We start from the raw sequence: 14966 nt of genomic DNA, 5'->3' as shown, positions 1-14966 counted from the left end.
CCTACTTATCTTCAATTTGTTCTAGCAATGAAGTTAACCGAGATTGATATTCTTCGTCACTAGATAGAGCCTTTGATTGTTCTATTACAACTTTGGCATTATTAAGTTCTTCATTATTTGCTAATATATACGCATATTGGTACATAAACTCTTTATCCTCAACAAATTTAGGAAATAAATCTAAAGCACGCGTATACATGATCTTTGCAGATTGATACTCTCCAACATTTAAATAAGCCAACCCTAATTGGAATGCTATTTTATAGTCGTTAGGATTTTTTTTTTGCAACTTTTCTAAATCTGGAATTACTTCTTCCATTTCTCCTCCATTTTGTCTTTCAGTTACTTGTTGTAGTAAGGAAAAGTCATTTAACAATTCTTCGTTTTGTTTATTGGCACTATTATCAATCCAAATAAAAGAAACAATTATTGTAAATATGAGGATAAATAATATTAATTTTAAAATCCATGATTCCTTATTTTTTTGCGAAACTTCAAATTTATTCATATAATTTACAAATTCCTTTCTATTAATAGGCAGTTGAATTATAACATATTTAAGTTTTTTTTTCTACTTACCCTCTGTCCATCTACTTTACCTAAATTTCACATAAAAAAGAGTGCAGAGATTAATCTCTGCACTCTTAAAATGTTCAATTGTAGTTCAATTTTGTAATTAGAAGCTTACAACTTGACCATTAATTGATTGTTTTAGAACTAGACCGTCTTGATTTGTAACACCATTAACTGAGTTAATAGCACGGTAGTTTGAATTAGCTAAATTAAAGATTGGAGCACCAAGAACTTGATCTGCATATGAGATACCAGTAATTAATACCGCATTTGTAAGATCAGCTGGAGCAGCTGTGTTATTAGCAGTGTTTAAAGCAGTTGCTTTAGTTACTGTTAAAGTAGCAGTTTTACCACCACCAGCGATAACGATATTTGCATTACCAGTTGTTGATAGAAGCACATCATATAAAGCATCGTGAGTAGTATTTAGTACAAGTACATCTCCTGCATTTAAGAATGAGTCAGCAGATGTTGTTGCTGTTGCTGAATCAATAACAGATACACTATTCAAACCAAATGTACCTACATAAGCAGTTGCTTTTGCAACATTATCAGTTGCTACAGCAGTAGTACCTGGTACAGCACCATTTGGAGCCACTTGAACTACGTCAAAGTTGTTTGTACCATTAGTAACATTACGTACTGCTACTTGGTAAGTACCATCAGCATTCACTTTTGCCTCACCAAGTTTATTAGTACGATTTCCTACTGGGTAAACTTGAACTGTATATCCTGGTTGAGCTTTTCCTTTGAAAGTAAATGTAGAACCTTCATATGATAAACCAGAGTTAGCAACTGTGATTCCAGCAAATGTTACATCATTAGTAATATTGAATGATGAGATTGATTTAGTGTAATAGTTAATTACAAATGTATCGTTGTAAGAGAATGCTTTAGCAAATTGTGCTTCAGTTGCTCCAACCCCGTTAACTTGGAATAAGTCACCTGATTTTACGATATATGCTTTTTTATCGTGGAATAGGATTTTTTGAGTTGCATCATAGAAAGAATCTGCATCAGCAGTGATAGAAGCTGTAGCGCCATCAGTTGCTTCAGGATAGAATGATACATCTCCTAATTCTTTCGTTACAGTACTTCCAGTGTTAGTAACATAAGTTACAGTAGGTTTTGCAGTTTCAAAAATTGCTCCGTTATTTGTAACTACAAAATCAAGAACTCCGTCTACACCAACAAATGTTGTTGCAGTTGCTGCATTAACTGAAACTAACTCAGCACTTGAAATGAAAGTATTAGCAGAAACTGTCCCTAAGTTAATAGTAACTTGACCTGTAAATGGAGTACCATCAGCATTTGTCATTTTCACTGAGTAAGAGCGAGCTTTACCGTTTAAATAATGAGCATCATCAGTTTGTGCAGAAACAAATGATGTGTCCGCTGCTGCAGTTACTTGATATTTAGCAGTTGTAGCTGCACCATTGTAGTGAAGTGTATATTCTTTGTTATTTTGTAGACCAGCTAATGTTAAAGTAACTGATTTTCCATCTGCATTTAATGTTGCTGTTGTAGCAGTAATTCTATCATTACCACCAACGAAAACGAATTGGCTAGCAGCAAAGTTTGCAACTGCGCCAGGTGCTTTTGATAATTTAACTACAACTGTTTTACCATCTGCAGATGCAGAAGTAACTGAAAGTGCTGTTAATGGAAGAGCAGTTAATGCGTCATCATAAAGTTTTTGTACATCCTTTTTGAAAGAGAATTTCGCTTCTTTCAAAGTAAGGTTATATTCAGCTTTGTTTAATTCAGCTGCTGCTTCAGCAATTTTACCTTCTTTTGTGAAAGCTGCTGCTTTATCTGCATGCATTTTAACTGTAACGTCATATTTAACGTCATTCATTAATTTTTCGATTGCTGGTTTAACTTGGTTACGAATTTCATCACGAGTAGACTGTCCGTAAACACGGTCTAATAAAATAACTTGTTTACGATACTCTTCTGATGCAGTGTGGTAAGCTGTTTCAACTTTACCAAGATCACCAGATTTGATAGCTGTATTAAGTGAATCAGTTAAAGCAACGATTTTTGTACTTGAAGTAAGTGCATCGATATAAGCCATCGCACGGTTAATCTGAATTTTTGGTTCAACAAGTTTTGCTTGAACGCTTAATTTTTCAGTTGAAGATAATTTTTCAGCTGCTTTTTCTGCTGCTGCTACTGCTTTTTTAGCTGCATTGTACTGAGCTGTTGGAACTGTTTTGAAATCTGCAGAACCTTCTTTTGAGATAGCCCATTTTAATACTGTACCTGCATTTTGTGCGTCTGTTGCTAATTGGTTTACGTTTGTTGCTGCGTCAGCTTGTTGCACTGGTGCTGCTGCAACGAATGCTGTAGCTGCTACTGCAGTTGAAGCTGCAATTTTGATAGCTTTTTTCTTCATAAACTTGTGATCTCCCTTCGCTTGTGTGGTGCAATTTTTTGTAGTGTGTAATGCCGGTCGCTGATCGCGTCCAATATCGTCACCCTAACTAATATATGAGTATACAAAACTCATATGCTAAAATCAACTAAAAATCGTAAAAGATTACCAGTTTTTTTCGAAGATGACATTTTGGAAGCACCAAGGACACTATTACATATTCCATATTACAGTAATGTAACCAATAACGCTAGTTTTTTTTCTGAATAATTTTTACTATTTTTTAATTAGTAGATTTCCTCAATTTTATTTCTAATCTTGAAGTATATTTCGTAAAATCTTTTTAAAATTTATTAAATTAAATACGTGCATTTTATAAAAAATGTGTTATGATGTACTGTATAGAAGGTTACTTATAGATGTGTAACGCCGTAAACTTGTTTGTACATTCATTAGTGTGCAGCCTTCTACTTCCTTCGTTTTATCGCTCAAGAAAAGAAGCATCTGAACATCGGATGCTTCTTTTCTTATTTTATCAGTGCTTTGTTCTATTGATCAAAGCACTTTTTTATTTGGATAGCAAATACTAGTCGACCTATCAGACCGCCATTATCTCCTAATGCTAACCCTATGATTGTCTCCTCTAACTTTCAAGTGCTGGATAATAGGTGCAAATAATGAATTTCATAATATCTTTTGTTTAATTTCCGATAGAAGATGGATTTGATTCATCACTGATCCACCGATAATGATACGATCGTGCGTATGCTAGTTTCATTAATATACTCCTTGAGCTATTAAATATGCTATTATCTCAGCATGTTTTTACCTACTTTTTATTTAGTAGAAAAGTATCCTGTATTGAATAGAAGGAACTACAGTAGAATTGTTTAAACATTTTTGCCCATTAAAGTTATGTTACAGAATCCAATGATGGTAATCTCGTTGTTAAAAATCTATTTATTTAGATATCTTCATCAATTAAAACGTAAATAGTTCGTAATGGACCATGAACTCCTACTACTAAATAACTTTCGATATCGGCCGAGTTGCTTGGACCGGTAATGTAATTAATACAGGTCGGAAAAGGTTCTCCTTGTTTAATACGTTCACTTAAGGTTCTCATGCTTTCCTGTAATCTTGGAATAATAGTATTTGTTGGGATTAGTACGATATGGATTTCCGGTAACAGGCTGACAGATCTTCCTTTGTAATGTTCGTTTAGCAGGATGACTGTGCCAGATTCAGCTAATGCATGATCACAATAGGAGAGTCCAATTGTTGCTTGTTCTGCATTTTGGATATTTTGGGAGCCTAGTGTTGGGTTCCAAGGTGTTGTATTAGCTTGGAGCCATTGATCTAATTCCGCGTTTCCTCTTTCTATAGAAGAAAGTACTTTTTCTGATGGTATATCTTTTGTTAGTTCAGTTAAGGTTTCGATAAGGTTTGTTTGTGTTGTTTCTATTATATCTGCTCGAATCAACTTGGCGGATTCAATGAATACTTGTTTCAAAGAATTTGTTTTAAGTGCGATATAAACACTTGAAATAGGTAGTTCCACTTTGTTTCTTTGTAATTTAGTCACTCTTCGTTCCCTCCCGTTCTTTCATCCAGTCCCGGAAACGACTTTGTTTTGGTGTGGGGAAGTCCCGACTATTCGTCCATTCTTTTAAAAGACCAGGACCATTTGATATAGTTTGTTTGTTTTTTAGTAGCATTTTGAGACTAACTGCGGCCATTTTAGAGCCCCCTGTATAAACAGAGTTTGTAGATGCACCGAAACCAAACGCTTTCATCATAAGCCGTTCACTAATAGGTGCTTTCCCTTCTGTTTCTACTATTACTTGGCGATGTTTAAGTAGTAGGTTATGCAATGGGATTTTCACTGGACAAACATCTGTACATGCTCCACAAAGTGTTGATGCGTATGGTAGTTCTTTGTGATCCTCGTAGCCATCGAGTAGCGGAGTGAGTACTGCTCCAACTGGACCTGGATAGATAGAGCCATATGCATGACCACCGATATGACGATATACCGGGCAAACATTTAAGCATGCTCCGCAGCGAATGCATTGGAGAATTTCTTGAAAGTCAGTACCTAGAATTTTGGAGCGACCATTGTCTACGATAACGACATGTAGCTCCTCTGGTCCATCGACTTCCTCTTGCTTTTTAGGTCCTGTCAGTAGCGTTACATAGCTTGTAATTCGTTGTCCGACAGAAGCTCTTGTTAGTAAAGACACCATAACGTCTAAGTCTTCGAAGGTGGGTACGAGCCGCTCCATACCCATGACAGTTATTTGGGTTTTAGGGATAGTCGTGACTAAGCGGGCATTCCCTTCATTCGTTACGAGGCAGATTGATCCGCTTTCTGCGACTCCAAAATTACAGCCTGTTATCCCTAAATCAGCTTCTAGGAATTTTTCTCGAAGTGTATAGCGTGCATGCTTCGCTAGTTCTTCTGGATCTGCTGACTTTTTGTAATTTAGTTTTTCCACAAAAACGTCTCGGATTTGTTCTTTCTTCTTATGTAATGCGGGCACAACTATATGCGATGGCGGGTCATAATCATCGATTTGAAGTATATATTCCCCTAGGTCCGTTTCCACTACCTCGCAACCTATTGACTCAAGTGCAGCGTTTAGTCCAATTTCTTCTGTCACCATCGATTTGGATTTGACGATTTTTTTGGCGTTTTTTTGTTGTGCGATTTGTTTAATATAGTTCGTTGCCTCTACGTCATCCTTTGCGAAGAATACATGACCTCCACTTTTTGTTACCTGTTCACTGAATTGCTCTAAATAGTGTGCGAGGTTATTTACGGTATGTTGACGAATTTCTTGCCCTGCTTCGCGCCATTTTTCCCATTCTCCAAGTTGCTCGGTTGCTAAGTCTCGCCTTGTTCCAAGTCCATCCTGTGCACTAGAAACTGCTTTTCTCATAAAATCATTATTTAACTCGGATGTTAGACGTTGTTTGAATGGACCTGGTTTTATTTTGAGTGGCATTTTATCCCTCCATTCCTCGGTTAAGTACTTCTGCGATATGCAATACTTCGATGGCCTGTTGTTCTCTGGAAAGTCGCCCACCAATATTCATGAGACAGCCACAGTCCGCCCCTATTAAATAGTCCGTATTAGCTTGTTTAATATTTTCCACCTTTTCTTTCACCATTTCTGCTGAGATATCTCCCATTTTGACGGAGAATGTACCACCAAAGCCGCAGCACTGACTTTGGCCAGTAAGTGGCTGGATTGTCAGGTTGTCTACATTATTCAATAGAAGCTTTGGCTCTTCTTTTGCTCCGAGTAGTCTTGTCATATGGCAGGATGTATGGAAGACTGCTGCTCCTGGAAGTGATGTATCTATTTTTGTTACCCCTAATACATGGACGATGAATTGGGTTAGTTCGTATGTTTTGGATGCGATTTGTTTGGCTATTGCATGCCATTTAGGATCATCCCGGAAGACGTGTTCATATTCTTTAAGCATTAGTGCGCATGAGCCAGAAGGGGTGACGATATATTCGGCGTGCTGGAACGTTTCGAGCAAATGGATCATTGCTGGTTTTGCTTCGTGCACATAGCCACTATTGTATGCTGGCTGGCCACAGCATATTTGGGCTGGTGGGAAGTCGATTTTACAACCGAGTTTTTCGAGTAGTTCTACGGTTGCGATGCCTACGTTTGGTTGGAATAGGTCAACTAGGCAGGTGGAGAATAGGGTGACATGTATAGTCATAGGTGGTCTTCCTTTCTGAAAAAGCCGCTTCTTGTGGAAGCGACTTTTTGGTTTATCGGTCTTTAATTGAGAGCATGACATATTTATAGCTATACTACCCGGATGTGTGCTGCCGCACGCTACGCCTGAGCCTTCAATGATGAGTCGCGTTGCTCCTTCATCCTTTTTGAAGTCTCATTCTTCGCGCTCATGCGGCCTGGAAGGCGCACATCCTATTTACCAGTTAGAAAAGGTAAATACCTTCAATTAATCTTGGAATATAAAATGACTAACATGTATAAGCTTCTATCACTTTATAAAATAACTAAATTGGTACATATACTTACACTCGTGAGCAACACTTATGCAAATATATATGCAAAAACTCATCAATATAACATCAACGAGTAAATGCTGCGGCTACTCCTCCGTCTACGGTTAGCATACAGCCGGTTGTTTTGGCTGATTTACTTGAGGCGAAGTAAGCTATAGCTTCTGCGATGTCTCTTGGGTAGATGTTTTCTTTTAGGACGGTTCGCTCTCTGTAGTGATTTTCTAGTTCGTCCGGTTCGATGCCATATGCAGCTGCTCGTTCTTCGCGCCATTTCGATCCCCAGATGGCAGAACCTTGTAGGACTGCATCTGGCAATACAGAGTTTGCTCTGATTCCGAAATCTCCACCTTCTGCAGCTATACAGCGTGCAAGGTGGACTTCGAGTGCTTTGACCGCGCTATAAGCAGATGCATTTTTGCCGGCATAGATAGAGTTTTTGGAGCCGATGAAAATCATGCTGCCACCTGTTCCCTGTGCTTTCATCACTTTAAATGCTTCTCGTGAGACGAGGAAGTATCCTGTTCCGAGTACATTCATATTTAGATTCCATTCTTTTAAGGTTGTTTCTTCGAATGGACTGGATGTAGCAAGACCTGCGTTATTTACCAGGATATCTACACCACCATATGTGCGATTTACTAATTGGAATGCAGCAATAATTTGATCTTCATCAGTTACATCCATTTTTACTGCTGTTGCTCTACCTTCTCCGTATGCTGAATTTATTTCCGAGGCAACTTTTTCTGCTCCTTCTAGGTTTAAGTCGGCTAGGACAACATGTGCTCCTTGAGAAGCTAATAGACGGCATGTTTCACTACCGATTCCTCCTGCTCCTCCAGTGACGAATGCAACTTTTCGAGAGAACTCGGCTTCTTTTGGTGCAAGTGATAGCTTATAGAGCTCCAATGGCCAGTATTCAATAGAAAAAGATTCTTCTGCAGAAAGAGATGTGAAACCACCAAGAGCATCTGAACCTTTCATGACAGAAATAGCTCGGTGGTAAAGTGCGCCACTCACAAGGGCAGATGCCTTGTCTTTTCCAGTGTTAATCATCCCAATTCCTGGGATAAGGATGACCCTAGGTGATGGGTCGAACATGTTATCGTCTGAGGATGTATAAGCTTCAAAGTAATTTCGGTATTCTGCTTTGTACGTTTCAATACTTGTTTTAATCGTATCTAGATTTCCATCCCAGTTTATGAAAAGTGGGACTCTTTTTGTGTGCACTAAATGATCTGGACAGGCTGCTCCTACTTGGGAAAGTAAGGCAGCACGTTCGCTATTGACGAATTCCAGTACTTCGTCTGAGTCATCATATGTTACGATTTGACCTTGGTTTGTTGAAACGAGTCCTCTTATGTATGGAAGGATTTCGTTTAATGTCTGAAGTCTTTTTTCTTGAGGCACTGTTTCTGTTGATTGTCCTCCGAATGCAGGATGTTGTTTTAATTTGTGATCAATATAGGCTTTTGCTTCATTAATAATGTCGATTGTTTTATCATAGCTCTCTCGTGCAGTGTCTCCCCAAACGACTAGACCGTGTTTTTCCATTAGGACTAGCTCAGCATTCGGATTGTTTTGTACACCTTCTGCAATCATTTTAGATAGGAGAAAACCAGGACGTATATATGGGACCCATACGAAACGGTCTCCGAATATTTCTTTTGCTATTTCCCCGCCATTTGGTGCACAGCAAATACTGATGATGCTGTCGGGATGTGTATGGTCTACATGTTTATATGGAAGAAACGCATGTAAAAGTGTCTCGATGGAGGCACGTGGATGCGATTTGTCGAGCATGCAATGACTTAAATAGTCAACCATTTCTTCATCTGTCATATCTCCGCGGTGTTGAAGTGGAAGAATATGTTCTAGTTGAAGTGCAGTAAAGTTGGATTCCTTCATTGTTGCGAGGTCAGAACCGCTCCCCTTTACCCACATTACTTCGACTTCGTTACCTCGAAAATCGGTTGCGGTTGTTTTGAAGGAGGTATTTCCCCCACCCCAGTTACAAACGCGACGATCTGTTCCGATTAAGTTCGAGCGGTAAGTAAGTTCTTCTAATGTATTGGATTGTACAGATTTATCGGATGTGTTCCATAGGTTTTCTATCATATTTTTTCTCCCCTTTCAGGTGGTTTAGGTCGTGCATTATAGATGATTGCTCTGTGAAAAATGTGCTGAGCTGTTTGTACATATCAAATAATTGGTTGTAAATGTTGGCGTTATCTTTGTTCGGTTTATAAATGATTGTTTCATTGGACGCCATATGTCGGATAGCTCTCGGATAGGAGTCGTATGCACCTGCTGCAACTGCTCCTAGGATAGCTGCTCCTAATGCTGGTGCTTGGTCGGTTTGTACAACAGTTATTTCTTTTTGCAGGATGTCTGCATAAATCTGCATAAGTAGGTTGTTTTTATTTGGTATACCACCTGTTGCGATTACTTGGTTAATAGGGATTTCGTGCTTTTCAAATAAATCGATGATGACCTTTGTACCGAAAGCTGTTGCTTCAAGTAATGCTCGATATACTTCAGCTGGTGTTGTAGAGAGTTTTTCTCCAACTAGGACACCCGATAAAGTTGTGTCTACATATGGAGTTCTGCAGCCGTTATGCCAATCGAGTGCCAGAAGACCACTTTGTCCGGGTTGAAGTGCCTTAGCTTCATCGGTAAGTGTTTCAAAATTCGTATGATAATTTTTTAGGAAGTGGGCAAATAAATCCCCCACTGCTGCCTGCCCGGCTTCGTATGCAAAGTAGCCTGGTAGGATACCATCTTCTACGACACCACTAATACCAGGGACTAACACTTCTTTCTCGCTAAGTAGTAAATGACAGGTCGACGTTCCCATGACCATGACGAGCGTGCCTGGTTCACTTACTCCGGCTCCGGGAAGTGCCGCATGAGCATCGATGATCCCTACAGCAACTGGAGTTCCTTCACGGAGTCCAACTTTTTTACTCATTTCTTTTGTTAATGTACCAGCGAGTGTGCCGGATGATTGAACGTTCCCTTGTAATTTTGTTTTGTATATATTGTTTAAGGCGGGACCGATTTTTTGTAATGTTTCATTGTCGATAAATCCTGTTTCTTTATGCCATGTCCCTTTGTAGCCTGCAGAACAGCTGTTTCGAATAAGATTTCCTGTTAGTTTTGAAACGACCCAATCCCCCGCTTCGAGGAATAGATGAGTTTGGTTAAAAAGTGTTGGATCATCGTTTGCGATTTCTAACACTTTAGGAATCATCCATTCCGATGAGATGGTACCTCCGTAACGCTTGATCCATTGTTCTTGCTGTACGATTTTGTTTAGGTGTTTTGCTTCGTCTTCTGCTTCGTGGTGCTTCCACAGTTTGACGTATGCATTTGGGTTATTTTCATGCTCTTTTGTTTGGCATAGCGGGTTTAGATTTTCTTCGACTGGTAGGATGGTGGATGATGTGAAGTCTAGTCCAATACCTACGATGTCGTTTGGGTTAATTTCTTTTATTACTTCCGGGATTGAGTTAATGAGTACGTCAAGGTAGTCTTGTGGCACTTGGAGTGCAGTTTCTTTGCCTAGAGTACGGTTATTTAAATGCCCAGTGATGACGCCATGGGGGTAGAGTGTCACACTAGTAGCGACGATATCGCCGTTTTCGATGTTCACTAATATTACACGTCCTGATTCGGTTCCATAGTCAATGCCGATTGCATATTTCATGGTTTCACCTCTCTACTATCTTTCAAAAGTTAAATTCATAACCATTAAAAATAAATTCCGAAAACCCTTGATTTCCGTTGCAGGTGGACGCTTTCCGCGGGGGGGAGCGATGAGCCATCACCGTCGCTACGCGCACGATGTGATGTCTCATCTGTCTCCCTTATCCCGTCGGAGTCGCCACCTTCCACTCCAATCAATAACGTAGGTAGTACTTAACATGTTAATAAGAATTAAGAGATTCTATTAGACACGAAGAATATACAGTATTATCTAGAGAATCCACAGCAGACCCTTCGCGAGTTAGAAACTGATTATGAATAGCAACACTGTAGCTGCACCCTATTTACTTAACTTATTTATATAACGGGCCGAAGTTTTGGCATGCTTGGTAGTCGGCTGCTTCTGGTTGGTCGGTGCCGAACATGTTCCATGCGCTTGGGCGGAAGATGCGTGAGGCTTCGACGTTGTGCATGTTTACGGGAATTCGTAAGATGGAAGCAAGTGTTATTAGGTCGTCTCCGATATGACCGTAGCTGAGAGCACAGTGGTTGGCTCCCCAGTTGTTCATGACGGAGTAAACATCAGTGAATGCACCTTCGCCAGTTAGGTTTGGAACGAACCAAGTCGTTGGCCATGTTGGATCTGTACGTAGGTCCAGTGTGTCATGCATGTCATTTTCAAGTTCAACGGTGTACCCTTCAGCAATTTGCAGCACTGGGCCAAGTCCTTTTACGTAGTTAATACGGGCGATTGTTACTGGCATATCGCCTTTTGTTGTGAAATCACTTGAATAGCCGCCGCCTCGGAAGTATTCTGTTGATGCCGGACGGAACTGAACGTTTTCTAGTGTTTCTTTTACTTCTTCGTCTGTGATATCCCAGAACGGTTTCATGACAGGTTTGCCGTCTATTTGTTGGCGACCGGTTCCATCAAGTGCTGCAGAACCCGAGTTAAGTAAATGGATGATTCCGTTGGCAGCTTTTCCTGTGAGTTCTTTTCCGGTTACACGTTTTACTGCATCTGGGCTCCAGTACGTGCGCACGTCTGCAAAAACTTGTGCAGTGTTTGTTAGTAGATTGCCCATTGCCATTGTGACACCATTTAAACTATCGTTTTCCGTTGCAAGAATGTATGGTGCGCGTTTGCCATTCCAGTCAAAGGATGAGTTTAGGAAGGTTTCCATGAAGTCACCGTTCGGGAAGTAGTCCGTCCATTGACGCTGCCCTTGGAATCCAGCGATAAGTGCATTATGACCATTTGCTTCCTCTTCAAAGCCCATTTCTTTTAGTTTGTCACTGCCAATCATAAGGTCACGAGCGATGAGCGTCATTTTAATAGACCGTTCCCAGTCACTACGTTTTTCTTCATCTGTACGTTTGAATTCTTCTTTGTTTATGTCTTCACCTATGGTTAAGTTCTCGTCTGCCCATTGAAGTGCTTTTTCGTATTCTTCTTTGTCGTAAATTTCTAGATCCATCCGGCGTACAAATTCACTCATGTCGATGTACTCATTACGCATGCCTAGGTATTCCTGAAAGAAGTCGTCTTTTACGATACTTCCTGCAATTCCCATGGAGACAGACCCCATAGCGAGATATGATTTTCCTTTTAACATTGCTGCTGCAAGGCCAGCTTTTGCGAAACGGAGAAGTTTTTCTTGGACGTCTTTAGGGATAGTTGGATCTCCCGCATCTTGAACGTCATGCCCGTATATTCCGAATGCTGGTATCCCTTTTTGGTTGTACCCGGCAAGAGAGGCTGCTAGGTAAACTGCTCCCGGTCGTTCTGTTCCGTTGAAGCCCCATACTGCTTTCGGAAGATGCGGATCCATATCCATTGTTTCACTGCCGTAGCACCAGCAAGGAGTTACAGTAAGTGAAACGCCGACTCCTTCTTTTTTAAACTTCTCGGCTGCTTGTGCTGCTTCAGCTACCCCACCTATACAAGTATCTGCAATGACGCATTCTACCGATTCCCCGTTATAGTATTTAAGGTTTTCGGATAGGAATTTTGCGACGTTGTTTGCCATATTCATCGTCGTTTCCTCTAAGGATTCACGTACCCCTCTTCTGCGACCATCAATTGTTGGACGTATTCCTATTTTCGGTAAAGATCCGATATAACGTTCTTTTGTCATGAATAATTCCTCCATTACATATGTAGTAGTTGTTGAAATCGATCGATTGCTTCTTGCCATTCGGTATTGTGCTGTGGTTCATATTGTTTCATCTCGAAAGAGTTTGCGACAAGTTGTCGTCCTTCTTCGATTGAGTGTAGTTCTCCAAGCGCTCGCAGTTGGGATAATCCGTTACCGATAGAGCTTGCTTCGGTTGGTCCAGTATGGACTATTTTGTTCGATGCATTTGCGATAAATTGGCATAGATTTGTATTTTGTGTCCCGCCTCCACCGATGTAAATGTCGGTTGTTTTCGTATTCGTGATTTTTTCTATTTGTTTGATTGTGTATGCGTATTTTATAGCAAGGCTTTCGATGAAACAGCGGATATGCTCACCGGGTGTGATTGGAACCTGCTGATTTGTTTGCAAGCAATATTTCTTGATTGCCTGCAGCATCGATACTGGGTTAAAGAAAAGGTCGTCATCTGGATCGATGAATGTGTTGAATGATTTTGCTTGTTGCAGAGCATTTATTTCTTGTTCGTATGTGAAATGGATTCCTTGTTGCTTCCATTCTTCTCGGCATTTTTGAAGAATCCAAAATCCCATGGCGTTTTTTTGAAATCGGTATTGCCCTTCGCTCGTTCCTTCGTTTGTAAAGCTTTGCTGAAATGCTTCTGCTGTTGTGATTGGTTCTTTTATTTCCTTTCCGATTAGCCCCCATGTTCCAATACTGATGAATAAGGCATTTGGTCGTTGGATTGGTAGTGCAGATAATGCGCAGGCTGTGTCATGTCCTGGTACAAGAGCCATTTGGATGGTAGGATGGTTCTTTATCGTAGCTACCATTTGATGCGGCATTTCGATTGGTGCGAATGGGAGTGTTTGATTGAAAAAAGTTTGTTGAATATTTTTGTCCCATTGTTTGTGTTTGTTAACTAGCTGTGATGTTGAGGCTATAGTGAATTCGTTCAGTTTGACGCCTGATAATGCGTGCATAAGTAGGTTGGGCATCATAAGTATTTCGGTAGTTTCGGTTAAGTATTGTGGGTATTGACTTTGGATGGCCATCAGTTGAAATAATGTGTTTATGGCAGAAATTTCGTTACCGGTTTGTTCAAATAATGTTTGGGGTGGTAATTGTTTTGTAGCTTGTTGGACATATTGGACGGAGTGCGTGTCTCGGTATGAAAATGGTTTGGAGACGAGCTGTCCGGTTTTATTTAATAATCCAAAGTCTATACCCCATGTGTCGATGCCTAGTGATTTGGCAGGTGACGTTACTTTATTGAGACCTTGGTTTAGTTCTTTTACAAGATTCCTGTAGTCCCAGTAATAATGATTGTTTTCATGAACTGGTTTGTTTTGGAACCTGTGTATTTCATTCATCGTGAGCGTTTGCCCGTTAAATTTTTGGGAGACTAGGCGACCGCTAGATGCTCCGAGATCATAGGCAAGTACTGTTGTCATTGTGATTCCCTCCTATTCCTTTAGCAATTTCGAGCGATATCTTTCTGCTGAAAGGTTTCGAAGGTCCTCACATTCTTGTTCAGTCAAAACTCGTGGACCACCGAAAATGGAACTAATAGTATATACTTTGGCGGATTCTTCCGTTAGTTGCATGAAAAAGTATGCTTCTTTCATCGTTTTCCCTAATGTTAGAACACCGTGATTACGCATAATGATGACATCTTTGTCAACGAGTTCTGCTACTTTTTCTGCAAGTAGATTGGTCGTCGGTATGACGTAATCGATGTAACCCACACTCTTGACCATCGCTGGAAAATCTGGAAATAAAGGCGGAATGTCTTTGCCAGCAGAGGAGACGCCTACCGAATAGGACGGATGTGCATGAAGAACTGCTTGGATTTCCTCATTTTTACGGAAGCATTCTAAATGCATGAGTACTTCGGATGATGGGCGAAGATTGCCTTCGATTTCTCCTGTTGTAATATCGACTTTCACCCACTGATGAGGTTCTATTTCCTTGAGATCAAAGCCACTTGGAGAGATGTACATGTAACCTCCATCTCGCATGCTGAGGTTGCCGCCTGCTCCTACTACTAGGCCTTGGTCTACTAATTTATGTGCATATTTGTTTAGTTCTTCAATGACTTTAGACATTTAGTTACTTCCTT

10 protein-coding genes are annotated in these 14966 nt (G+C 40.2%); all 10 read right to left on the bottom strand.

Annotation, left to right across the window (positions count from 1 at the left end):
* Nucleotide 1 precedes the first annotated feature (1 nt).
* Nucleotides 2–508 (bottom strand): tetratricopeptide repeat protein, encoded by a 507-nt coding sequence (locus MKY60_RS03870; protein WP_340928650.1) that lies wholly within the window; start codon nucleotides 506–508, stop codon nucleotides 2–4.
* 168 nt (nucleotides 509–676) lie between these two features.
* On the bottom strand, nucleotides 677–2971 hold the full coding sequence (locus MKY60_RS03865) for a hypothetical protein (protein ID WP_340928648.1): 2295 nt from the start codon (nucleotides 2969–2971) through the stop codon (nucleotides 677–679).
* Between the two features lie 943 nt (nucleotides 2972–3914).
* The gene (locus tag MKY60_RS03860; RefSeq protein ID WP_340928646.1) at nucleotides 3915–4535 is read right to left on the bottom strand and encodes a LutC/YkgG family protein; all 621 of its coding nucleotides are present in this window, start codon (nucleotides 4533–4535) and stop codon (nucleotides 3915–3917) included.
* Complete coding sequence (locus tag MKY60_RS03855; protein ID WP_340928644.1) at nucleotides 4528–5958, bottom strand: LutB/LldF family L-lactate oxidation iron-sulfur protein; 1431 nt, start codon at nucleotides 5956–5958, stop codon at nucleotides 4528–4530. The genes MKY60_RS03860 and MKY60_RS03855 overlap by 8 nt, the downstream gene beginning before the upstream one ends.
* Before the next feature lies 1 nt (nucleotide 5959).
* Nucleotides 5960–6691, bottom strand: coding sequence for a (Fe-S)-binding protein (locus MKY60_RS03850; protein ID WP_445677977.1), 732 nt, complete (start codon nucleotides 6689–6691; stop codon nucleotides 5960–5962).
* 379 nt (nucleotides 6692–7070) lie between these two features.
* Nucleotides 7071–9119 (bottom strand): bifunctional aldolase/short-chain dehydrogenase, encoded by a 2049-nt coding sequence (locus MKY60_RS03845; protein ID WP_340928642.1) that lies wholly within the window; start codon nucleotides 9117–9119, stop codon nucleotides 7071–7073.
* Nucleotides 9088–10710 carry a ribulokinase gene (locus tag MKY60_RS03840; RefSeq protein WP_340928640.1) on the bottom strand — a complete coding sequence of 541 codons (1623 nt, stop codon included), beginning with the start codon at nucleotides 10708–10710 and terminating at the stop codon, nucleotides 9088–9090. Before MKY60_RS03840 ends, MKY60_RS03845 begins: the two co-directional genes overlap by 32 nt.
* Nucleotides 10711–11062: 352 nt before the next feature.
* On the bottom strand, nucleotides 11063–12847 hold the full coding sequence (locus MKY60_RS03835) for an L-fucose isomerase (protein WP_340928637.1): 1785 nt from the start codon (nucleotides 12845–12847) through the stop codon (nucleotides 11063–11065).
* 14 nt (nucleotides 12848–12861) lie between these two features.
* Complete coding sequence (locus MKY60_RS03830; RefSeq protein ID WP_340928635.1) at nucleotides 12862–14298, bottom strand: rhamnulokinase; 1437 nt, start codon at nucleotides 14296–14298, stop codon at nucleotides 12862–12864.
* Between the two features lie 12 nt (nucleotides 14299–14310).
* Entirely contained in the window at nucleotides 14311–14952 is a 642-nt protein-coding gene (locus MKY60_RS03825) for a class II aldolase/adducin family protein (protein WP_340928633.1), read from the bottom strand.
* Between the last annotated feature and the right edge of the window lie 14 nt (nucleotides 14953–14966).

The sequence above is a fragment of the Psychrobacillus sp. FSL K6-1415 genome, from assembly GCF_038003185.1.
In the GTDB taxonomy this organism is placed as follows: Bacteria; Bacillota; Bacilli; order Bacillales_A; family Planococcaceae; genus Psychrobacillus; species Psychrobacillus psychrodurans.
The sequence above is the reverse complement of the archived record's forward strand: the minus strand, read 5'-3'. Positions and strand labels throughout refer to the sequence as shown.

Coding starts and splice junctions, on each gene's coding strand:
- MKY60_RS03840 (WP_340928640.1), bottom strand. CDS start 10,710: ATGAAATATGCAATCGGCATTGACTATGGAACCGAATCAGGACGTGTA.
- MKY60_RS03870 (WP_340928650.1), bottom strand. CDS start 508: ATGAATAAATTTGAAGTTTCGCAAAAAAATAAGGAATCATGGATTTTA.
- MKY60_RS03855 (WP_340928644.1), bottom strand. CDS start 5,958: ATGCCACTCAAAATAAAACCAGGTCCATTCAAACAACGTCTAACATCC.
- MKY60_RS03865 (WP_340928648.1), bottom strand. CDS start 2,971: ATGAAGAAAAAAGCTATCAAAATTGCAGCTTCAACTGCAGTAGCAGCT.
- MKY60_RS03845 (WP_340928642.1), bottom strand. CDS start 9,119: ATGATAGAAAACCTATGGAACACATCCGATAAATCTGTACAATCCAAT.
- MKY60_RS03835 (WP_340928637.1), bottom strand. CDS start 12,847: ATGACAAAAGAACGTTATATCGGATCTTTACCGAAAATAGGAATACGT.
- MKY60_RS03850 (WP_445677977.1), bottom strand. CDS start 6,691: ATGACTATACATGTCACCCTATTCTCCACCTGCCTAGTTGACCTATTC.
- MKY60_RS03825 (WP_340928633.1), bottom strand. CDS start 14,952: ATGTCTAAAGTCATTGAAGAACTAAACAAATATGCACATAAATTAGTA.
- MKY60_RS03830 (WP_340928635.1), bottom strand. CDS start 14,298: ATGACAACAGTACTTGCCTATGATCTCGGAGCATCTAGCGGTCGCCTA.